The organism is Burkholderia sp. AU45274 (assembly GCF_030482505.1).
Lineage (GTDB): Bacteria > Pseudomonadota > Gammaproteobacteria > Burkholderiales > Burkholderiaceae > Burkholderia.
Genome location: NZ_JAUJQE010000002.1, coordinates 173,250 through 193,675, shown reverse-complemented (window position 1 = coordinate 193,675; position 20,426 = coordinate 173,250). Strand labels below are relative to the sequence as shown.

General features: G+C 65.9%; 19 protein-coding genes. 3 read left to right on the top strand and 16 right to left on the bottom strand.

The features are described 5' to 3' along the window. Positions 1–65 precede the first annotated feature (65 nt). Positions 66–881, top strand: a complete 816-nt coding sequence (locus QZM35_RS09665) for a pyruvate, water dikinase regulatory protein (RefSeq protein WP_011352445.1) — start codon at positions 66–68, stop codon at positions 879–881. A 96-nt stretch (positions 882–977) separates the two neighbouring features. Here the strand turns inward: QZM35_RS09665 and QZM35_RS09660 are convergent, their stop codons facing one another. From QZM35_RS09660 to rpsB, 16 genes are all read right to left on the bottom strand, one after another. Further along, positions 978–1,760, bottom strand: a complete 783-nt coding sequence (locus QZM35_RS09660; protein ID WP_089425679.1) for an RNA methyltransferase — start codon at positions 1,758–1,760, stop codon at positions 978–980. Beyond that, positions 1,757–2,401 carry a ribonuclease HII gene (rnhB, locus tag QZM35_RS09655; protein WP_089425680.1) on the bottom strand — a complete coding sequence of 215 codons (645 nt, stop codon included), beginning with the start codon at positions 2,399–2,401 and terminating at the stop codon, positions 1,757–1,759. Before rnhB ends, QZM35_RS09660 begins: the two co-directional genes overlap by 4 nt. Next, entirely contained in the window at positions 2,398–3,567 is a 1,170-nt protein-coding gene (gene lpxB / locus QZM35_RS09650; RefSeq protein WP_089425681.1) for a lipid-A-disaccharide synthase, read from the bottom strand. Before lpxB ends, rnhB begins: the two co-directional genes overlap by 4 nt. Before the next feature lie 3 nt (positions 3,568–3,570). After that, positions 3,571–4,359: an acyl-ACP--UDP-N-acetylglucosamine O-acyltransferase gene (gene lpxA / locus QZM35_RS09645; protein ID WP_089425682.1), complete on the bottom strand. Its 789-nt coding sequence runs from the start codon at positions 4,357–4,359 to the stop codon at positions 3,571–3,573. A 58-nt stretch (positions 4,360–4,417) separates the two neighbouring features. Then, positions 4,418–4,885, bottom strand: a complete 468-nt coding sequence (fabZ, locus tag QZM35_RS09640; protein ID WP_011352450.1) for a 3-hydroxyacyl-ACP dehydratase FabZ — start codon at positions 4,883–4,885, stop codon at positions 4,418–4,420. 129 nt (positions 4,886–5,014) lie between these two features. Further along, a complete protein-coding gene (gene lpxD / locus QZM35_RS09635) occupies positions 5,015–6,094 on the bottom strand; it encodes a UDP-3-O-(3-hydroxymyristoyl)glucosamine N-acyltransferase (RefSeq protein WP_089425683.1) in 1,080 nt (359 codons plus the stop codon). A 16-nt stretch (positions 6,095–6,110) separates the two neighbouring features. Continuing rightward, complete coding sequence (locus tag QZM35_RS09630) at positions 6,111–6,608, bottom strand: OmpH family outer membrane protein (RefSeq protein WP_174972625.1); 498 nt, start codon at positions 6,606–6,608, stop codon at positions 6,111–6,113. Between the two features lie 64 nt (positions 6,609–6,672). Further along, positions 6,673–8,982 (bottom strand): outer membrane protein assembly factor BamA, encoded by a 2,310-nt coding sequence (bamA, locus tag QZM35_RS09625; protein WP_089425685.1) that lies wholly within the window; start codon positions 8,980–8,982, stop codon positions 6,673–6,675. 61 nt (positions 8,983–9,043) lie between these two features. Further along, the gene (rseP, locus tag QZM35_RS09620; RefSeq protein ID WP_089425686.1) at positions 9,044–10,414 is read right to left on the bottom strand and encodes an RIP metalloprotease RseP; all 1,371 of its coding nucleotides are present in this window, start codon (positions 10,412–10,414) and stop codon (positions 9,044–9,046) included. Between the two features lie 11 nt (positions 10,415–10,425). Further along, positions 10,426–11,622: a 1-deoxy-D-xylulose-5-phosphate reductoisomerase gene (locus QZM35_RS09615; RefSeq protein WP_089425687.1), complete on the bottom strand. Its 1,197-nt coding sequence runs from the start codon at positions 11,620–11,622 to the stop codon at positions 10,426–10,428. Positions 11,623–11,637: 15 nt separating this feature from the next. Then, on the bottom strand, positions 11,638–12,459 hold the full coding sequence (locus QZM35_RS09610; RefSeq protein ID WP_089425688.1) for a phosphatidate cytidylyltransferase: 822 nt from the start codon (positions 12,457–12,459) through the stop codon (positions 11,638–11,640). Further along, positions 12,453–13,235: a polyprenyl diphosphate synthase gene (gene uppS / locus QZM35_RS09605; RefSeq protein WP_048248626.1), complete on the bottom strand. Its 783-nt coding sequence runs from the start codon at positions 13,233–13,235 to the stop codon at positions 12,453–12,455. The genes QZM35_RS09610 and uppS overlap by 7 nt, the downstream gene beginning before the upstream one ends. 49 nt (positions 13,236–13,284) lie before the next feature. Then, complete coding sequence (frr, locus tag QZM35_RS09600; protein ID WP_039342717.1) at positions 13,285–13,845, bottom strand: ribosome recycling factor; 561 nt, start codon at positions 13,843–13,845, stop codon at positions 13,285–13,287. A gap of 91 nt (positions 13,846–13,936) precedes the next feature. After that, entirely contained in the window at positions 13,937–14,650 is a 714-nt protein-coding gene (pyrH, locus tag QZM35_RS09595) for a UMP kinase (protein WP_011352459.1), read from the bottom strand. Positions 14,651–14,813: 163 nt separating this feature from the next. Next, the gene (gene tsf / locus QZM35_RS09590; RefSeq protein ID WP_089425944.1) at positions 14,814–15,695 is read right to left on the bottom strand and encodes a translation elongation factor Ts; all 882 of its coding nucleotides are present in this window, start codon (positions 15,693–15,695) and stop codon (positions 14,814–14,816) included. Positions 15,696–15,857: 162 nt separating this feature from the next. After that, complete coding sequence (gene rpsB, locus QZM35_RS09585) at positions 15,858–16,598, bottom strand: 30S ribosomal protein S2 (protein ID WP_011352461.1); 741 nt, start codon at positions 16,596–16,598, stop codon at positions 15,858–15,860. A 378-nt stretch (positions 16,599–16,976) separates the two neighbouring features. On the opposite strand from rpsB, the gene map reads away from it, so the two are divergent. Together map and QZM35_RS09575 are read left to right on the top strand one after the other, a co-directional pair. Beyond that, entirely contained in the window at positions 16,977–17,792 is an 816-nt protein-coding gene (gene map / locus QZM35_RS09580) for a type I methionyl aminopeptidase (protein WP_089425689.1), read from the top strand. A 45-nt stretch (positions 17,793–17,837) separates the two neighbouring features. After that, positions 17,838–20,414 carry a [protein-PII] uridylyltransferase gene (locus tag QZM35_RS09575; RefSeq protein ID WP_089425690.1) on the top strand — a complete coding sequence of 859 codons (2,577 nt, stop codon included), beginning with the start codon at positions 17,838–17,840 and terminating at the stop codon, positions 20,412–20,414. Positions 20,415–20,426 lie beyond the last annotated feature (12 nt).

Below are 20,426 nucleotides of genomic sequence, written 5' to 3'. Positions count from 1 at the left end.
ACTGCGTCTGGAGGCGAACCTCCAGCCGCCCGCGCAACCGCCCTTCACGTTCGACGCCCAGATTCATGCTGCCTACCGTATTCATCGTCTCCGACGGCACCGGGATCACTGCCGAAACCTTCGCGCATTCGATCCTCTCCCAGTTCGACCAGAAATTCCGTCTCGTGCGCGTGCCGTTCGTCGACTCGCTCGACAAGGCCTATGCGACCGTCGAGAAGATCAACGAGGCCGCCGTGCACGACGGCCGCCGCGCGATCGTGTTCACGACGCTCGTCGACAGCGAGTCGAACGACATCGTCAAGCGCTCGAACGCACTCGTGCTCGACATGTTCCAGCGCTTCGTCGAACCGCTCGAGCAGGAACTGGAGCTCAAGTCGAGCCACGCGATGGGCCGCGGCCACCAGAACGCGGACACCGAGGAATACAAGACCCGGATCGAGGCGATCAACTTCTCGCTCGCGCACGACGACGGCCAGTCGAACCGCAACCTGTCGGAAGCCGACGTGATCCTCGTCGGCGTGTCGCGCAGCGGCAAGACGCCGACGAGCCTGTATCTCGCGATGCAGTACGGCGTGAAGGCGGCCAACTATCCGCTGATTCCGGAAGATTTCGAGCGCGGCAAGCTGCCGTCGGCGCTCGCCGCGTACAGCGAGAAGCTGTTCGGGCTGTCGATCGACCCGCAGCGCCTGTCCGAGATCCGCAACGAACGCCGGCCGGGCAGCAAATACGCGGCGCCCGAGAACTGCCGCTACGAGATCAACGAAGCCGAAGCGATGATGCGCCGCGAGGGGATCAAGTGGCTGTCGTCGACGCACAAGTCGATCGAGGAAATCGCGACGACGATCCTGCAGGAAATCCGTCTCGACCGGCAGTCGTACTAAGCCTGAGCGCTGGCGGCCGCGTGGCCGCCGCCAGAAACGAAAAGGCCGCGTCGAACGCGGCCTTTTTCTTGGTGCGGAACGAGCGCGCGTGTGGCGTCACGCACGCCGCTGCTGGCGCACCTGCTCGAACAGGCAGACCGCAGCCGCGGCCGCGACGTTCAGCGACTCCATCCCGCCCGGTTGCGGGATCGTCACGCGATGCGTGGCCGCGTCGCGCCAGAACGCCGACACGCCCGCACCCTCGTTGCCGAACACCCAGGCAACCGGCCCCGACAGGTCGCAGTCGTAAACCGCCTGCGCGCCGTGCGAGTCGGTCAGCGCGACCGGCACAGCGAGGCGCTCGACGAGCGCGCCGGCGTCGACGTCCTCGTGGATCGACAGCAGGAAATGCGCGCCCATGCCCGAGCGCAGCACCTTCGACGACCATGCGTATGCGGTGCCCGGCGCACAGAACACGTGACGCACGCCTGCGGCCGCCGCGCTGCGCAGGATCGAGCCGACGTTGCCGGCGTCCTGCACGCCGTCGAGTACGACCGACGACTGCGTGACGCGCGCCGGCAGCGGCTGCGCCGGCCGGTCGACGAGCAGCAGGAAGCCGACGCCGTTGACGACGTTCGACAACTGCCCGAACAGCGCGTCGGGCAGCGTGACGATCCGCTGCGCATCGATGCGCGCGACGATCGCCTGCGCTTCGGCATGGCCGAGTGCGCCTTCGGTCGTGACGCACAGCTCGGGCGTCGCGCCCGTGTCGAGGTACGCGCTCGCGAGATGGAATCCTTCGAGCAGTGCCTGGCCGCCGCGGCGCTGATGGGACGTCGAACCCGCGAGCGCCTTCAGGCGCTTGTACAGCGGGTTGTCGCGGGAAGTAATGCTTTTCATCGAATCAGGTCGAGTGCCGCACGGACCGGCGCGAACGAGCGCCGATGGGCTTCGCACGGACCGTGCTCGCGCAGTGCGGCAAGGTGTTTCACGGTGCCGTAGCCCGCATGCACGTTGAAGCCGTACACCGGGAAGCGTTCGTGCAGGTCGACGAGCATGCGGTCACGGGTGACCTTCGCGAGGATCGACGCGGCCGAGATGCTCGGCACGAGCGCGTCGCCGCTGACGATCGCCTCGGCGCGCACGGTCAGCGTCGGGCAGCGGTTGCCGTCGATCTGCGCGAGCGTCGGCAGGACCGACAGCCCTTCGACCGCCCGCTTCATCGCGAGCATCGTCGCGTGCAGGATGTTCAGCGTGTCGATCTCGTCGACACTCGCCGACGCGACGCAATACGACAGCGAGCGCGCGACGATCAGCTCGTACAGCGCGTCGCGCTTCTTCGCGGACAACGCCTTCGAATCGTCGAGCCCGTCGATCGGCTGCGCCGGATCGAGGATCACCGCGGCGGCCACCACCGGCCCCGCGAGCGGGCCGCGGCCCGCTTCGTCGACGCCGCAGACGATCTCGTCGGGACGGCTGAAATCGAAACCGCCCTGCACGTCGCTCGACGCGCGGCGGCGTGGTGCACGGACTGCGGTCATGCGCGCCCCTTGCGTTGTTCGAGCACGCGCACGACCGCTTCGGCCGCCTTCACGGCCGTGTTCTGCCGCAGCGAAAGATGCATTTCGGTAAAGACTTCGGTCAGCGTGCGGCGGTTCGCATCGTCGCGCAGCTGCGTGAGCGTCGCATCGGCGAGCGCCTCGGGCGTCGCGAAATGCTGCAGCAGCTCGGGCACGACGAAACGCCCCGCCAGGATGTTCGGCAAGCCGACGTACGGCAGGTAGCCCTGCCGGCGCATGATCTGCCCGGTCAGCCAGGGCACCTTGTATGAGATCACCATCGGCTTCTTCAGCAGCGCGGCTTCCAGCGTAACCGTGCCGCTCTTCACGAGGATCGCGTCGGCAGCCGTCATCGCGACCTGCGAGCGGCCGTCGGTGATCGTCAGCGCGAGCTTCGGATGCGCATCGACGAGCGGCTGCAGCAGCGCGCGCAGCGCGGGCGTCGCCGCCGGCATCACGAACCGTACGCCAGGCTCGCGCTGCTGCATCAGCGCCATCGCCGCGAAGAACGTCGGGCCGATCAGTGCGATTTCCGAGCGCCGGCTGCCCGGCAACACGGCGATCACCGGGCCGTCGGCCGGCAGTCCGAGCGCGATGCGCGCGCCGTGCGTGTCGGGTTCGAGCGGAATCTCGTCGGCGAGCGGATGGCCGACGTAGGTCGAGGCAACGCCTGCCTTGTCGAGAATCGCCGGTTCGAACGGGAACAGGCACAGCATGTGATCGACGGACTTGGCGATCTTCTTGATCCGGCCGCCGCGCCATGCCCAGATCGACGGGCACACGAAGTGGATCGACGGGATGCCCGCGTCGCGCGCCGCCTGTTCGACGTTGAAGTTGAAATCGGGCGCATCGACGCCGATGAACGCGTCCGGCCGCTCGGCGAGCAACTGGCGCTTCAGCTCGCCGCGAATCCGCAGGATCTCGGGAATCTGGCCCAGCGCCTCGACATAGCCGCGCACGGTCAGCTTGTCCATCTGCCAGTGCGAGTCGAAGCCCTGCGCGATCATTCGCGGCCCGCCGATCCCGTAGTACTGGGCCGATTCGGGCAGCCGCTCGCGCAGCCCGCCGAGCAGCGACGCGCCGAGCAGGTCGCCCGACGGTTCGCCGGCCACCATCGCGAGCCGGAGCTGAGAGGTCGGAAGCGGCATCGCTTAGCGGATGATGCCGCGTTGCGACGCGTCGATGAACTCGACGAGCGCCTTCACGGGTGCGTCGCCCTCACCGCCCGCCGCCGCCAGCTCGCGCAACTGCACTTTCGCTTCCTCGAGCGACAGGCCGTTCTTGTACAGCAGGCGGTATGCGCTGCGCAGCGCGGAGATCGCGTCGGGCGAGAAACCGCGCCGGCGCAGCCCTTCGACGTTGATCCCGTGCGGCTCGGCCTTGTTGCCGGCCGCGATCACGAACGGCGGAATGTCCTGCACGAGCGCCGACGCGCCGCCCAGCATCGAGTGCGCGCCGATGCGCACGAACTGGTGGACGCCCGACATCCCGCCGACGATCGCCCAGTCGCCGATCTCGACGTGGCCGGCCATCTGTGCGTTGCTCGACAGGATCACGTGGTTGCCGACGGTGCAGTCATGACCGATGTGCACATAGGCCATGATCCAGTTGTCGTCACCGAGCGTCGTCACGCCGACGTCCTGCACGGTGCCCGTGTGGATCGTCGTGAATTCGCGGATCGTGTTGCGGCTGCCGATCACGAGCTTCGTCGGCTCGTCCTTGTACTTCATGTCCTGCGGACGACCACCGACCGACGCGTAATGGCCGATGCGGTTGTCCTCGCCGAGCGTCGTATGGCCTTCGATCACGCTGTGCGAGCCGATCGTCGTACGCGCGCCGATCGTGACGTGCGGACCGACGATCGCGTACGGGCCGATCTCGACCGATTCGTCGATCTGCGCGCCCGGCTCGACAATCGCGGTGGGATGAATCCTGGTCATGCGCCGTTGCCTCTCGATGTGATGTGTCGCGTTGCGTTGCCTGTCCGTGCCGCGTCGCTCAGGGCGCCACGTCGGTCGTCTTGACCGTGCACATCAGTTCGGCTTCCGCCGCCACCTTGCCGTCCACTTCCGCCACCGCCTTGAACTTCCAGATGCCGCGGATGTAGCGTTCGAACGTCACGTTCAGAATCAGTTGGTCGCCCGGCTCGACCGGACGCTTGAAGCGCGCGCCGTCGATCCCGACGAAGTAGTACAGCGTGTTCTCCGGATCCTTCGGCTGCTCTTCCGAGAAGGTCAGCAGCGCCGCGGCCTGCGCGAGCGCTTCGAGGATCAGCACGCCCGGCATCACCGGCCGCTTCGGGAAATGCCCCTGGAAGTACGGCTCGTTGATCGACACGTTCTTCAGCGCTTTGATGCCCTTGTGCGGTTCGAGTTCGAGCACGCGATCGACGAGCAGAATCGGGTAGCGATGCGGCAGCAGCGTGAGGATCTTGTGGATGTCGAGATTGATTTTTTCAGTGCTCATGATGGTTCGTCTCACGCAGAGGCTGCGCGGTGGTGATGCAAAGGCTGAAGCGGGCCGGCGTGCGGCCCAGTCTGGCAAACCGGGCCGGTTGCGCTGGCCGTACCCGGTTCGAGGTCTCGCATGATGCGCTCAGGCGTCCGTGCCGCCCTGGGCGGCGAGCGCGGCTTCGAGCGCCTTGATGCGCTCGCGCAGCTTGTCGAGGTTGCGCACGAGCGCGGCGCTCTTGTTCCACTCGCCGTGGTCGACGGCCGGGAACGCGCTGGTATAGATGCCGGCCTTCGGCAGCGACTTCGATACGCCCGACTTCGCGGTGATGATGACATAGTCGCCGAGCGTCACGTGACCGGCGATCCCGGCCGCGCCGCCGATCATGCAGTGGCGGCCGATCGTCGTGCTGCCCGCGATCCCGGCGCTGCCGGCGATCACCGTGTAGGCGCCGATCCGGCAGTTGTGGCCGATCTGCACCTGGTTGTCGATCTTCACGCATTCCTCGATGACGGTATCCGCCATCGCGCCGCGATCGATCGTCGTGTTCGCGCCGATCTCGACGTCCGGGCCGATCGTGACGCCGCCGACCTGCGGGATCTTGACCCAGCTACCGGTGCGCGCATCGCCGTCGCCGACGAAATCCGGCGCGAAGCCGAAGCCGTCGGAGCCGATCACGGCACCCGCATGGATGATCGCGCGTGGGCCCACCTTGCAGCCGTGGTACACCGATGCGTTCGGATACAGGTGCGAGCCCGCGCCGATCGTCGTGCCGCGGCCGATGAAGACGTTCGCGTCGAGCTGCACGCCGTCCTCGATCACCGCACCGGCCTCGACCGTCACGTGCGGGCCGATCACCGCGCTCGCGGCGACCTGCGCGGCCGGATCGATCGTCGCGCTCGGATGCACGCCGGCGGCGCGCTGCGGCGTGGCGAGATCGATGAACATCTGCGCGACGCGCGCGAAGTACGCGTACGGATTCGGCGTCACGATGAAGTTGCGACCGCTTGCGGCCGCGCCCAGCTTTTCCAGATCCTTCGGCGCGATCAGCACCGCGCCGGCGCGGGTCGACTCGACCTGCGACAGGTACTTCGGATTCGCGAGGAACGCGAGTTGCTGCGGGCCTGCCTGGTCGAGCGGTGCGAGCCCGCCCACCTTGCACTGTGCGTCGCCGGCGATCTCGCCGCCGAACCGCTTTACGAGTTCCTCAAGCGTCAATGCCATTCGTCGTCTGCTCCGTTCAGTTCGTCGAGCCGGACGCGAGCGCCTTGAGCACCTTGTCGGTGATGTCGATGCGCGGGCTGACGTACACGGCTTCCTGCACGATCAGGTCGTAATTCTGCTGCTCGGCGATCTGCTTGATGACCTTGTTCGCCCGCTCGAGCACGGCCGCCAGCTCCTCGTTGCGGCGCTGGTTCAGGTCTTCGCGGAACTCGCGCTGCTTGCGCTGGAAGTCGGTATCGAGCTGGGCGAGATCGCGCTGCTTCTGCGCGCGGTCGCCCGCCGACAGCGACGCGCCGTTCTTGTCCAGCGAATCGGACATCGACTTCAGGCGCGCCGCCAGATCCTGCAGATCCTTGTCGCGCTTCGCGAACTCGGCTTCGAGCTTCGTCTGCGCCGCCTTCGCGGGCACCGACTCGCGCAGGATCCGATCCGAATTGACCGCCGCGATGCGGGCGACGTCCTGTGCGTGCACCGTTGCCGCGCCCAAGGCCAGCGCAACGGTCAGCGCGCACATCACTCGTTTCGAAAACTTACCGGTTAGCAAAATTACCCTCTCGTTGCTGTTGTCATGCGTTCGGTCAGAACGCCGTCCCGATCTGGAACTGGAATTTCTGGTACTGGTCGCCTTCATGCTTCTGCAGCGGGAACCCGAGGCTCAGCTTCAGCGGGCCGATCGGCGAGATCCACGCGAGACCCACACCGTAGCCGTAACGCAGGCCGTTGGCGCCCGTACTCGTGCCGCCCGGCGCGTTGCCCCACACGTTACCGCCGTCGAGGAACGTGAACACGCGCAGCGTGCGGTCGTAGCCCGTGCCCGGCAGCGGGAACGTCAGCTCGATGTTGCCGACGACCATCTTCGAACCGCCGATCGGGTCGTTCGTCTTCGTGTCGCGCGGGCCCAGCGAGCTCGGCTCGTAGCCACGCACGGAGCCGATACCGCCCGCGTAGTAGTTCTTGAAGATCGGGTACGGGTTGCCGATACCGTTACCGTAGCCGCCCTGCAGGTTCAGGCCCAGGATGAAGCCGCGCGAGAACGAATAGTAGTACTGGGCCTGCAGGTCGGCCTTGTAGTACTGGATCTTGCCGACCGGCACGCCGTACTCCATGTTCGCCTGCGTGAAGTAGCCGCGGCTCGGAATCAGCGCGCTGTCACGCGCGTCGCGCGACCACGCGACCGTCAGCGGCACCGTGTTCGACACGCGGCCGAACTCGTTCACGTAAGCCTGGTAGCTCTGCGGCGTGTTCGAATCGACGGAGAGACGGTTCTGCTCGAAGCCCGCGCCGAAGTAGACCGTGTCGACTTCCGAGAACGGGATGCCGAACTTCAGGTTGCCGCCCGCACTGATGATCCGGAAGCTCGAGCTCGTCGAATAGTAGAGCGGCTGGTACGTGCGGTAGTAGACGTCCGTGATCCGCTTGATGCCGTCGACCGTGAAGTACGGGTCGACCTGCGTGACGGTCAGCGTACGGTAGCTCTTCGCGGTGTTGACGTTCACCGACAGGCTGGTACCCGAACCGAACACGTTGTCCTGCGACACGCCCGCCGACAGCACGACCTTGTCCGTCGACGAGAAGCCGGCGCCCAGCGTGATCGCGCCGGTCGGCTTTTCGTCGACCTTCACGTTCACGTCGACCTGGTCGTTCGTGCCTTCGACCGGCAGCGTCGTCACGTCGACGTTGGTGAAGTAGCCGAGACGGTTCACGCGATCCTTCGACAGCGCGAGGCGGTTCGAATCGAACCACGAGCTTTCGAGCTGGCGCATTTCGCGGCGCACCACTTCGTCGCGCGTGCGCGTGTTGCCGACGACGTTGATGCGGCGCACGTACACGCGGCGGCTCGGATCGACGACGAGGTTCAGGTTCACCTTGTGGTTCGCCTGGTCGATGTCCGGCTGCGCGTTGACGGTCGCGAATGCGTAGCCGTACTCACCGAGCTTGTCGACGATCGACTTGGTGGTCTGTTGCAGCTTTTCGGCCGAGAAGCGATCGCCCGGCTTGATCTTGATCAGCTTGTTGAGTTCGGCTTCGCGATCGAGCAGGTTGCCCGACAGCTTGATGCCCGACACCGTGTACGGCTCGCCTTCGTGCAGCGTGACCGTCAGGTACATGTCCTTCTTGTCGGGCGAGATCGACACCTGGGTCGAATCGATGTTGAACTCGAGATAGCCGCGGTTCAGGTAGTACGAGCGCACCGCCTCGAGGTCGCCGGTGAGCTTTTCCTTCGAGTACAGGTCGTTCTTCGTGTACCAGGAGAACCAGTTCGGCGTCGACAGCTGCATTTCGTCGCGCAGCGTGCTGGTGCTGAATGCCTTGTTGCCGATGAAGTTGATCTGGCGGATCTTCGCACTCGGACCTTCGGCCACCGCGAACAGGATCGACACGCGGTTCGCGTCGACCGGCGTGACCGTCGTCTTGACCTCGGCCGCGTAGAAGCCGCGCGTGAGGTACTGGCGCTTGAGTTCCTGCTCCGCCTTGTCGACGAGCGCCTTGTCGTAGTAGCGGCCGTCGGCGAGGCCGACTGCGCGCAGCGCCTTCGTCAGGTTGTCCTTGTCGAACTCCTTCGTGCCGGTGAAGTCGATCGACGCGATGGCCGGACGCTCCTGCACCTGCACGATCACGACGTTGCCCTGCGTGGCGATGCGTACGTCGTTGAAGAAGCCCGTCGCGTACAGCGCGCGGATTGCTTCGGATGCCTTGTCGTCCGTGAAGGTATCGCCCTGCTTGATCGGCAGGTAGGCGAACACCGAACCCGCTTCGACGCGCTGCAGCCCCTCGATCTTGATGTCTTGCACCACGAACGGTGCCGCTGCATGGGCCGCGAGGCCGTGCGCGGCGAGCGCGGCCGCTGCAACTGTCTTAGGTACAAAGCGATGAGGTTTGAACAACATGCATCCCCAATATTTAGCTGCATCAAATCAGGCGGCTACCCAGCGGCGGCCGCCTGACGCTTCAGAAATGGATTAACCGAGCCAGATCGTTGAACAGCGCGATCGCCGACAATGCGACGATGCAGATCAACCCGGCTCTTTGCAGAATCAGCTGCCAGCGCTCCGAGACGGCTTTCCCGGTCGCGGCTTCAACCGCATAATATAACAGATGCCCCCCGTCCAAAACGGGAATCGGCAACAAGTTCAGGACGCCAAGGCTAATGCTGACAAGGGCGAGGAACGACAGGAACGCCGACGGACCGAGCCGCGCACTCTTGCCCGCGTAGTCGGCGATCGTCACCGGGCCGGACAGGTTCTTCAGCGACGCGTTGCCCGTGATCATGCGCCCGAACATCTTCAGCGAATACACGGAGATGTCCCACGTACGGTGCGCGCCGAGCTGCAGGCTTTCGATCGGCCCATATCGCACGTCGACGGACGGCGCATGCATCGACAGCGCCGCGCCGATCCGGCCGACCTGCTGCCCCGACTCGTCGTCGCGCTGCATCTGCGGCACGATCGACACCGTCTGCGCGGCGCCGTCGCGCTCGATCTGCAGCTCGAGCGGCTTGCCCGCATGGTGTTTCACGAAATCGATGAAGCGCGACGCGCCGCCGATCGGCTTGCCGTCGAGCGCGACCAGCTTGTCGCCGGACTTCAGGCCGGCCTGCTCCGCCGCGCTGCCGGGCTGCACCGACGCGACCGACAGCGTGCCGCCGCCGGTCTCGAAGCCCAGATGGGCCATGAAATCGTCGTCGAGCTGACTTTCGGGAACATGGCGGAGGTCGACGCGGAAATCGAACGTCGTGTTGCCGTCGCGTGCGCCGAGCACGATCTCGCGGTGATCGAATGCAGCGGCCAGCAGCTTCCAGCGCAGGTCCGACCACGACCGCACCGGCTCGGCCTCGCCGCCCTGCGCGTTGCGGATCGACACGATCTTCTCGCTGCCGTCGAAGCCCGCGCGCGCCGCCACCGTGCCGGCGGCCGGCGGTGCGACGATCGCGGCCGGCTCGGTTACGCCGGTGGCGAATACGACGGAAAACAGCACGATTGCCAACAGGAAGTTGGCAATCGGCCCGGCTGCAACGATCGCGATGCGCTTGTAGACGGACTGCCGGTTGAACGCCTGGCCGAGCTCCTCGGGCGCGATGCCGGGGCCGGGATCACGCTCGTCGAGCATCTTCACGTAGCCGCCGAGCGGCAGTGCCGACAGCGTCCACTCGGTGCCCGTCCTGCGGCTGACCCAGCGCGCGACGGGCTGGCCGAAGCCGATCGAGAAACGCAGCACCTTCACGCCGCACCAGCGCGCGACGCGATAGTGTCCGTACTCATGCACGACGACCAGCACCCCGATCGCCACCGCAAACGCGATCAGTTCGACCAGCACGTTCATGAGCACCCCATTCAGACAGTACGCTCCACGCGTGGCGCAGGCGCTTTCGCAATGATCTCGGCGGCGAGGCGGCGTGCCTCGGCATCCGCCGCCAGGACGTCCTCGAGCCCGTCGGGCGTACGGTTCGGCAGCGTGTTGAGCACGGCGTCGACCGTCGCCGCAATCGCCATGAAGCCGATGCGGCGCTCGAGAAACGCTTCGACCGCGACTTCGTTCGCCGCGTTCAATGCGGCGCTCGCGATGCCGCCTTCCTCAAGCGCCTTCAGCGCGAGCGCGAGGCACGGGAAGCGCGCGTAATCGGGCTTCTCGAACGACAGCTGGGCAATTTGCGCGAGATCGAGTTGTTCGACGCCCGCATCGACACGCTCGGGGAACGCGAGCGCGTGCGCGATCGGCGTGCGCATGTCGGGGTTGCCGAGCTGCGCGAGCACCGAGCCGTCGCGATACGACACGAGCGAATGGATCACGCTCTGCGGGTGGATCAGCACGTCGATGCGCTCGCCCGGCAGCCCGAAGATCCAGTGCGCCTCGATCACCTCGAGGCCCTTGTTCATCATCGTCGCGGAATCGACCGAGATCTTGCGGCCCATCACCCAGTTCGGGTGCTTGCACGCCTCGTCCGGCGTCACATCGACGAGCGTGGCCGGTTCGCGCGTGCGGAACGGGCCGCCCGACGCGGTCAGGATGATCTTCGAGATCCCGCCATGCTCGGCCGCGTCGCGCGGCATGCACTGGAAGATCGCGTTGTGTTCGCTGTCGACCGGCAGCAGGATCGCGCCATGGTCGCGCACGGCGTCCATGAAGATCGCGCCCGACATCACCAGCGCTTCCTTGTTCGCGAGCAGGATGCGCTTGCCGGCGCGCGCGGCCGCGAGGCTCGGCGCCATGCCGGCCGCACCGACGATCGCCGCGACCACCGTGTCGCAGCCATCGCTCTTCGACACGTCGACGAGCGCCTGCGGCCCGTGCAGCACGGTCGTCTTGCTGCCCGCCGCGCGCAGTTTCGCGTCGACGTGCGCGGCCGTCTCGGCATCGCCGACCACCGCCACTTCGGGCGCGAAGCGCAGGCATTGCTCGACCAGCTTGTCGCCGTTGCGGTGTGCGGTCAGCGCATAGACCGAGAAGCGCTCGGGATGGCGCGCGACCACGTCGAGCGTGCTGTCTCCGATCGAGCCCGTGGAACCGAGCAATGTCAGACGTTTTTGCATAAAAGAATGAGTGGTTTAACCAAGCAGCAGCATCGCGAGCGGCAGCACCGGCAGCAGCGCGTCGACACGGTCGAGCACGCCGCCATGGCCTGGCAGCAGTCCGCTCGAATCCTTCACGCCCGCCTGCCGCTTCAGCAACGACTCGAACAGGTCGCCGATCACGCTGTACGCGACCAGCAGCGTCAGTGCGGCCCACGCGCCGGGCATCCCGTAGCGCACGGCGAACGCGGAAAACAGGGTCGGCTCGAACGCATGCACGGCCATCGCGACACCGGCGACGACCATCACGGCGAGCCAGCCGCCGATCGCGCCCTCCCAGCTCTTGCCGGGGCTGATCGTGATGGCCAGTTTACGCTTTCCGAAGGCCTTGCCCGCGAAGTATGCGCCGATATCGGCGAGCCAGACGACCAGAAGCAGCGACAGCACGAACGGCACGCCCTGCGCACGCGCCGCGACGAGCGCATGCCAGCAGGCCGCAAAGACCACGAGGCCGGCTGCCAGCAGGAACGGCCGCCAAACGCCGCCCGCGAGCTGGGGCTTGCGCCGCAGCGTGAACGGGCCGACCAGCAGCCAGAACACGCCGGCTGCCATGAAAAGGGGACGGGACGAAGCCGCATCGACGCCGAGCGGCGCCGTTGCCGCGAGCGCCAGGGCCGCGACGACTGCATAGACGACCGGGCCGGCGCCGCCGAGCTTGAGCAGGCGCGCCCATTCCCACGCGGCAAACACGAGCACGACGCCGATCAGCGCGCCGAACGCGGTGAGCGGCGCGAACAGCGTCACCGGCAGCAGGACCGCCAGCATCACGATCGCCGTGATCACACGGGTTTTCAGCATGAAAGGGAGTCGGCGTTCTGCGATTGCGGTTCGAGCTGTGCGCTCGTGCGGCCGAAACGGCGTTCGCGCTCCGTATACGACGCGATGGCGTCGGCCAGCGCCGCGCCGTCGAAATCCGGCCAGTATTTGTCGGTGAAATAGAATTCGGCGTACGCGAGTTGCCACAGCAGGAAGTTGCTGACGCGCTGCTCGCCACCGGTACGGATGAAGAGATCGGGCTCCGGCGCATAGGCCATCGCCAGGTGCGGCGCGAACGCGTCCTCGGTCACTTCGACCTCGCGACCCTCGCGCACGGCCTGCTCGACGAGCTTCTTCGTCGCCTGCAGGATGTCCCACCGGCCGCCGTAGTTGGCCGCGATGGTGAGCGTAAGACGGGTATTGCGCGCCGTCTTGGTTTCGGCGCGGCGAATCAGCTCGCGGATGCGCGGCTCGAAGCGGTCGAGATCGCCGACGACACGCAGGCGGATCCCGTTCGCGTGAAGCTTGCCGACCTCGCGCTCGAGCGCGGTGATGAAGAGGCGCATCAGGAACGACACTTCGTCGTTCGGACGGCGCCAGTTCTCCGAACTGAACGCGAACAGCGTCAGATATTCGACGCCGGCGCGCGCGCAGCCTTCGACCACCGCCCGCACGGCATCGACGCCGCGGGTGTGCCCCGCGACGCGCGGCAAGCGGCGTTCGGTCGCCCAACGGCCGTTGCCGTCCATGATGATCGCGATGTGACGCGGCACGACGCCGACGTCAGGCACGCGAACGGTAGAGCTGGTATAGGTCATGGCCGTTGAGACAGTAATGCGGGAAGAAGGCGGCGCGCGAGGACGGTCGTCAGACCGTCATGATCTCGGCTTCCTTGCTCTGCACGAGCTTGTCGATTTCGGCAACGTGCTTGTCGGTCAGCTTCTGCACGTCGTCGCTCGCGCGGCGCTCGTCGTCTTCCGAGATTTCCTTGTCCTTCACGAGCTTCTTGAGCGCTTCGTTCGCGTCGCGGCGCAGGTTGCGGATCGCGACCTTGGCCGTTTCGCCTTCGCTCTTGACGACCTTGGTCAGCTCGCGGCGGCGCTCTTCCGTCAGCGCGGGCATCGGCACGCGGATCAGGTCGCCGGCGGTGGCCGGGTTCAGGCCCAGGTCGGCTTCGCGAATGGCCTTCTCGACCTTAGCGACCATGTTCTTTTCCCACGGCTGCACGCCGATCGTGCGTGCATCGACGAGCGTCAGGTTGGCGACCTGCGAGATCGGCACCATCGAGCCGTAGTAGTCGACCTGCACGTGATCGAGCAGACCGGTGTGTGCACGGCCCGTACGGATCTTTGCCAGATCGTTCTTGAACGCTTCGATCGAGCGCTGCATCTTTTGCTCGACGCCCTTCTTGGTATCAGCGACACTCATTTCAACCTCCGAACCTTCTAACCTTCAAAGAACACGGGCCCTGCCCGGCGCATCGGGTGCGCCGCGGCCGATGACCCGCATCCGCGGGAGTTTACACGTGGACGAGCGTACCTTCGTCCTCGCCCAGCACGATGCGCTTGAGCGCGCCCGGCTTGTTGATCGAAAACACGCGAATCGGCAGCTTCTGGTCGCGGCACAGCGCAAAGGCCGTCGCGTCCATCACCTGCAGGTTGCGGCTGATCGCCTCGTCGAAAGTGATCGTCGTGTAACGCGTGGCCGACGGATCCTTCTTCGGATCGGCAGAATATACGCCATCGACCTTGGTCGCCTTCAATACGACCTCGGCGCCCACTTCCGAACCGCGCAGCGCGGCGGCCGTGTCCGTCGTGAAGAACGGGTTGCCCGTACCGGCCGCGAAGATCACGACGCGGCCTTCCTCGAGCTGGCGGATCGCGCGGGGCCGGATGTACGGCTCGACGACCTGGTCCATCCGCAGCGCGGACTGCACACGCGCCTCGATGCCGGCGTGGCGCATCGCGTCCTGCAGCGCCAGCGCGTTCATCATCGTCGCGAGCATCCCCATGTAGTCTGCCGTCGCGCGATCCATGCCGGCCGCGCCACCCGCGACACCGCGGAAAATATTACCGCCACCGATCACGACCGCGAGCTGCGTACCGAGACGCACGACTTCGGCGATATCGGCCACCATCCGTTCGATCGTCGCGCGATTGATGCCGAAGGCATCGTCGCCCATCAGCGCTTCGCCGGAGAGTTTGAGGAGGACGCGTTTATAGGCATTGGACATAGGGGCTTCCGAGCGACGAGAGGATGACAACCACGAACTGTAGGGGCGAAATACTGATTCGGGCAAGCGCCGACGGTCGGACCGGGTTTCCCGGCCGGCCGGCGGCGGCGCCGACCGCGGCGGAGCGGACGCCCGCCGCGGATACTGCCTGACTGCTTACGGCTTACTGCTGCTTTGCTGCTGCGACTTGCGCGGCCACTTCGGCGGCGAAGTCGTCCTGGCGCTTCTCGATGCCTTCGCCGACGACGAACAGTGCGAACTTCTGCACTGCGGCATCCGCTGCCTTCAGCATCTGCTCGATCGTCTGCTTATCGTTCTTCACGAACGTCTGGTTCAGCAGCGACACTTCCTTCAGGTACTTCTGGACGCTACCGTCGACCATCTTCGCGACGATTTCAGCCGGCTTGCCCGATTCCGCAGCCTTCTGCTCGGCCACGCGGCGTTCCGTCTCGATCAGTTCCGCCGGCACGTCAGCCGACGACAGCGCGACCGGCTTCATTGCCGCGATGTGCATCGCGACGTCCTTGCCGACCTGCTCGTCCGCGCCCGTGTACTCGACGATCACGCCGATACGCGCGCCGTGCAGGTACGTTGCGATCTTGTTTGCGGTTTCGAAACGGACGAAACGGCGGATCGAGACGTTCTCGCCGATCTTGCCGACCAGCGCCAGACGCACTGCGTCGACCGTCGAGCCTTCGAGCGGCAGCGCCGACAGCGCAGCCACGTCAGCCGGGTTTTGCGTCGCGACGAGTTCTGCAACCGTCTTCGAGAATGCGAGGAAGTCGTCGTTCTTCGCGACGAAGTCGGTTTCGCAGTTCAGTTCGACCAGCGAGCCCGCGTTGCCGCCGACGAACGAGGCGACGACGCCTTCTGCCGTCACGCGCGATGCCGCCTTGCTCGCCTTGTTGCCGAGCTTGACGCGCAGCAGCTCTTCAGCCTTGGCCAGATCGCCGTCGGCTTCCGTCAGCGCCTTCTTGCACTCCATCATCGGTGCGTCGGTCTTTGCGCGCAGTTCTGCCACCATGCTTGCGGTAATTGCCGCCATCATTCGCTCCTTGAGTCTGTATTCACAACGCCGCCCGCTTGGACGCGAACGGCCGAGATTCGTTTCCGGACCCGCGCCGATTCGGCGCGATCAGGTCCGGCGCACAAGCTTAAAAAAAGGGGGCCTGTTGAGAGCCCCCTTTTTGCGCCGGCTCGGGGCCAGTTACGCGTTTTCCTCGACGTACTCGTCGTCGCCGCGTGCGGCCTGGACCACTTCGTTGACCGCGTTCGCACGGCCTTCGAGGATCGCATCGGCCACGCCTTCAGCGTACAGCGCGACTGCCTTGCTCGAGTCGTCGTTACCCGGGATCACGTAATCCACACCTTCCGGCGAGTGGTTCGTATCGACCACGGCGATGACCGGCACGCCCAGCTTGTTCGCTTCGGTGACAGCAATCTTGTGGTAGCCGACGTCGACGACGAAGATCGCGTCCGGAATGCCGCCCATGTCCTTCACGCCGCCGATCGACTTTTGCAGCTTGGCGATTTCGCGTTCGAACAGCAGCGCTTCCTTCTTGCTCATCTTCTCGGTTTCGCCCGATTCGACGGCCGCTTCCATGTCCTTCAGGCGCTTGATCGATACCTTCAGCGTCTTGAAGTTGGTCATCATGCCGCCGAGCCAGCGTGCATTGACGTACGGCATGCCTGCGCGCTGCGCTTCCTGGGCGATCGTGTCACGCGATTGACGCTTCGTGCCGACGAACAGGATCGTGCCGCGGTTCGCTGCCAGCTGGCGCACGTACTTCTGCGCGTCCGTGAACATCGGCAGCGTCTTTTCGAGGTTGATGATGTGAATCTTGTTGCGGTGACCGAAAATGAACGGAGCCATCTTCGGGTTCCAGAAGCGCGTCTGGTGACCGAAGTGGACACCCGCTTCCAGCATTTGGCGCATCGTAACTGCCATGTAAATTCTCCACGAGGGTTGGGTCTTAAGCCGGCCGCCGTACCGCCGCGCGATCCCACCCCGAAGGGCGCGAATTCCGCGCGGCCGGCACCCTGGTTGCGCCGGCTTGCGATTCGACACGTGCAAACGCCCGTGCCGCAAGCCTTCCATCCGCGATGCCGCCCCAACATGGGGCAAGCTCGGCAATTGGATATCGACTTAGCCAAAGAGTATAGCACGCCGATTTGTCCGCTCTCAAGTCGCTCACCACTTTCGCTTGCCGCGCGGCAGCCGGCCGGACAATCCGCGAAAACCCGGATCCGCACCGCCGGCAGGGGCTGCGAGGCCTGCCAGAAGGTGCGATAATCCGTCAATTCACCGCATTCCAGGCATACCTCGATGGCTATTACGCTCAAAAACGAACACGATATCGCCGAGATGCGCGTCGCCTGCCGTCTCGCGAGCGAAGTGCTCGACTTCATCACGCCGCACGTCGTCGCGGGCGTGACGACCGCCGAACTCGACCGCCTCTGCCACGAGTTCATGCTCAACGAACAGGGCACGATCCCGGCGCCGCTGAACTACCAGCCGCCCGGCTACCCGCCGTACCCGAAGGCCACCTGCATTTCGGTCAACGACGTGATCTGCCACGGCATTCCCGGCGAGAAGGTGATCAAGAACGGCGATGCGCTGAACATCGACATCACCGTGATCAAGAACGGCTACTTCGGCGACACGAGCCGCATGTTCATCGTCGGCGAGGGTTCGATCCTCGCGAAGCGCCTCGTGCAGACCACCTACGAATGCATGTGGCTCGGCATCGACCAGGTCAAGCCGGGCGCGCACCTCGGCGACATCGGCTACGCGATCCAGAAGCACGCGGAAGCGCAGGGCTACAGCGTCGTGCGCGAATACTGCGGCCACGGCATCGGCACGGTGTTCCACGAAGATCCGCAGGTCGTCCACTATGGCCGCCCGGGCACCGGCATCGAACTGAAGGCCGGGATGATCTTCACGATCGAGCCGATGATCAACGCCGGCAAGCGCGACATCCGCACGATGCCCGACCAGTGGACGGTCAAGACGCGCGACCGCAGCCTGTCGGCGCAGTGGGAGCACACGGTGCTCGTCACCGAAACCGGCTACGAAGTGCTGACCGTATCGGCCGGCACGCCGGCGCGCCCGGTATTCTCACAACCGGCCGCCGCCGTCTGAGCGCCGTCGCGCCAGCCCGCCCCACCCGCACCTGAACGGCCGCCCATGAGCGCTCACGCTGCCCCCTCGCCCGAAGCGCTGTCGCGGCGCGCCGAATTCAAGGCCGCCAAGGCGGAGATGCTCGAGCGCTTTCGCCGCGCGGCGAACGTCGCTTCGCTGATGCACGCGCTGTCGAAACTCACCGACGAAGCGCTGAAGCGCGTGTGGGACGACTGCGGGCTGCCCGCGACGCTCGCGCTCGTCGCCGTCGGCGGCTACGGGCGCGGCGAGCTCGCGCCCTATTCCGACGTCGACATCCTCGTGCTGCTGCCCGATGCGCACGATCCGGCACTCGACGCGCGCATCGAGCGCTTCATCGGCATGGCGTGGGATCTCGGCCTCGAGATCGGCAGCAGCGTGCGCACGGTCGCGCAGTGCATCGAGGAGGCGTCGCAGGACGTCACGGTGCAGACCTCGCTGCTGGAAGCGCGCCGCATCGTCGGCAGCACCGCGCTGTTCGAACGCTTCACGGTGCGCTACCACGAGGCGCTCGATGCCCGCGCGTTCTTCACCGCGAAGGTGCTCGAGATGCGCCAGCGCCACGCGAAGTTCCAGGACACGCCGTACAGCCTCGAGCCGAACGTGAAGGAAAGCCCCGGCGGCTTGCGCGACCTGCAGACGATCCTGTGGATCGCGCGCGCGGCCGGTTTCGGCAGCAGTTGGCGCGAGCTCGACACGCGTGGTCTCATCTCCGATCGCGAGGCGCGCGAGCTGCGCCGCAACGAAGGTTTCCTGAAGACGCTGCGCGCGCGGCTGCACGTGATCGCCGGCCGCCGCCAGGACATGCTCGTGTTCGACCTGCAGACGCAGGCCGCCGAGAGCTTCGGCTATCAGGCGACGCAGGCCAAGCGCGCGAGCGAACAGCTGATGCGCCGCTATTACTGGGCCGCGAAAGCCGTCACGCAGCTCGCGACGATCCTGATCCAGAACATCGAGGCGCAGCTGTTCCCCGCGACGAGCGGCATCACGCGCGTGCTGTCGCCCGACCGCTTCGTCGAGAAGCAGGGCATGCTCGAGATCGTCGACGACGGCGTGTTCGAACGCCACCCCGACGCGATCCTCGAAGCGTTCCTGCTGTACGAGACGACCCGTGGCGTGAAGGGCCTGTCCGCCCGCACGTTGCGCGCGCTGTACAACTCGCGCGAGATCATGAACAACACGTGGCGCCGCGATCCGCAGAACCGCGACACATTCATGCGGATCCTTCAGCAACCCGAAGGGATCACGCACGCGTTCCGTCTGATGAACCAGACGAGCGTGCTCGGCCGCTACCTGCTGAACTTCCGCCGCATCGTCGGCCAGATGCAGCACGACCTGTACCACGTGTACACGGTCGACCAGCACATCCTGATGGTGTTGCGCAACATCCGCCGCTTCGCGGTGGCCGAGCACGCGCACGAATATCCGTTCTGCAGCCAGCTGATCGGCAACTTCGAGCGCCCGTGGGTGCTGTATGTCGCGGCGCTGTTCCACGACATCGCGAAGGGCCGCGGCGGCGATCACTCGACGCTCGGGATGGCCGATGCGCGGCGCTTCTGCCGCGAGCACGGCATTGCCGGCGACGATGCGGCGCTGATCGTGTGGCTCGTCCAGCATCACCTGACGATGAGCCAGGTCGCGCAGAAGCAGGACACGAGCGACCCCGAAGTCATCAAGCGCTTCGCCGAAGTCGTCGGCAACGAACGGTACCTCACCGCGCTGTACCTGCTGACCGTCGCCGATATCCGCGGCACGAGCCCGAAGGTGTGGAACACGTGGAAGGGCAAGCTGCTCGAGGACCTGTACCGCATCACGCTCGCGGTGCTCGGCGGGGCCAATCCCGACGCGCATTCGGAGCTGAAGTCGCGGCAGGAGCAGGCGCTCGCGCTGCTGCGTCTCGAAACCGTGCCCGACGACGCGCATCGCGCGCTGTGGGACCAGCTCGATGTCGGCTTCTTCCTGCGTCACGACGCGGCCGACATCGCGTGGCAGACACGCGTGCTGTACCGGCACGTGAATGCCGAAACCGCGATCGTCCGCGCGCGGCCGTCGCCGATCGGCGACGCGCTGCAGGTGCTCGTGTACGTGAAGGATCGTCCCGACCTGTTCGCGGGCATCTGCGCGTATTTCGACCGCAACGGGCTGTCGGTGCTCGACGCACGGGTCAGCACGACGCGGCACGGCTATGCGCTCGACAACTTCATCGTCACGCAGACCGAAAGTGACGTGCGGTATCGCGACATCGCGAATCTCGTCGAGCAGCAACTCGCGTCGCGGCTCACCGAAACCGCACCGCTGCCGGAGCCGTCCAAGGGCCGCCTGTCGAGGCTGTCCCGGACGTTTCCGATCACGCCGCGCGTCGACCTGCGGGCCGACGAGCGCGGCCAGTACTACATCCTGTCCGTGTCGGCCAACGACCGGCCGGGCCTTCTCTATTCGATCGCGCGCGTACTCGCCGAGCATCGGATCGGCGTCCACGCGGCGCGGATCAATACGCTCGGCGAACGCGTCGAGGACATTTTCCTGCTCGCGGGTGCCGGCCTGTCCGACAACCGCCTGCAGATCCAGCTCGAAACCGAATTGCTGCGTGCGATCGCAGTCTGAATGAATTCCAGC

What these genes read in the sequence shown, in the direction of transcription:
- QZM35_RS09665 (WP_011352445.1), top strand. Translation starts at nt 66, where the DNA reads ATGCTGCCTACCGTATTCATCGTCTCCGACGGCACCGGGATCACTGCC.
- QZM35_RS09660 (WP_089425679.1), bottom strand. Translation starts at nt 1,760, where the DNA reads ATGAAAAGCATTACTTCCCGCGACAACCCGCTGTACAAGCGCCTGAAG.
- rnhB (WP_089425680.1), bottom strand. Translation starts at nt 2,401, where the DNA reads ATGACCGCAGTCCGTGCACCACGCCGCCGCGCGTCGAGCGACGTGCAG.
- lpxB (WP_089425681.1), bottom strand. Translation starts at nt 3,567, where the DNA reads ATGCCGCTTCCGACCTCTCAGCTCCGGCTCGCGATGGTGGCCGGCGAA.
- lpxA (WP_089425682.1), bottom strand. Translation starts at nt 4,359, where the DNA reads ATGACCAGGATTCATCCCACCGCGATTGTCGAGCCGGGCGCGCAGATC.
- fabZ (WP_011352450.1), bottom strand. Translation starts at nt 4,885, where the DNA reads ATGAGCACTGAAAAAATCAATCTCGACATCCACAAGATCCTCACGCTG.
- lpxD (WP_089425683.1), bottom strand. Translation starts at nt 6,094, where the DNA reads ATGGCATTGACGCTTGAGGAACTCGTAAAGCGGTTCGGCGGCGAGATC.
- QZM35_RS09630 (WP_174972625.1), bottom strand. Translation starts at nt 6,608, where the DNA reads ATGTGCGCGCTGACCGTTGCGCTGGCCTTGGGCGCGGCAACGGTGCAC.
- bamA (WP_089425685.1), bottom strand. Translation starts at nt 8,982, where the DNA reads ATGTTGTTCAAACCTCATCGCTTTGTACCTAAGACAGTTGCAGCGGCC.
- rseP (WP_089425686.1), bottom strand. Translation starts at nt 10,414, where the DNA reads ATGAACGTGCTGGTCGAACTGATCGCGTTTGCGGTGGCGATCGGGGTG.
- QZM35_RS09615 (WP_089425687.1), bottom strand. Translation starts at nt 11,622, where the DNA reads ATGCAAAAACGTCTGACATTGCTCGGTTCCACGGGCTCGATCGGAGAC.
- QZM35_RS09610 (WP_089425688.1), bottom strand. Translation starts at nt 12,459, where the DNA reads ATGCTGAAAACCCGTGTGATCACGGCGATCGTGATGCTGGCGGTCCTG.
- uppS (WP_048248626.1), bottom strand. Translation starts at nt 13,235, where the DNA reads ATGACCTATACCAGCTCTACCGTTCGCGTGCCTGACGTCGGCGTCGTG.
- frr (WP_039342717.1), bottom strand. Translation starts at nt 13,845, where the DNA reads ATGAGTGTCGCTGATACCAAGAAGGGCGTCGAGCAAAAGATGCAGCGC.
- pyrH (WP_011352459.1), bottom strand. Translation starts at nt 14,650, where the DNA reads ATGTCCAATGCCTATAAACGCGTCCTCCTCAAACTCTCCGGCGAAGCG.
- tsf (WP_089425944.1), bottom strand. Translation starts at nt 15,695, where the DNA reads ATGGCGGCAATTACCGCAAGCATGGTGGCAGAACTGCGCGCAAAGACC.
- rpsB (WP_011352461.1), bottom strand. Translation starts at nt 16,598, where the DNA reads ATGGCAGTTACGATGCGCCAAATGCTGGAAGCGGGTGTCCACTTCGGT.
- map (WP_089425689.1), top strand. Translation starts at nt 16,977, where the DNA reads ATGGCTATTACGCTCAAAAACGAACACGATATCGCCGAGATGCGCGTC.
- QZM35_RS09575 (WP_089425690.1), top strand. Translation starts at nt 17,838, where the DNA reads ATGAGCGCTCACGCTGCCCCCTCGCCCGAAGCGCTGTCGCGGCGCGCC.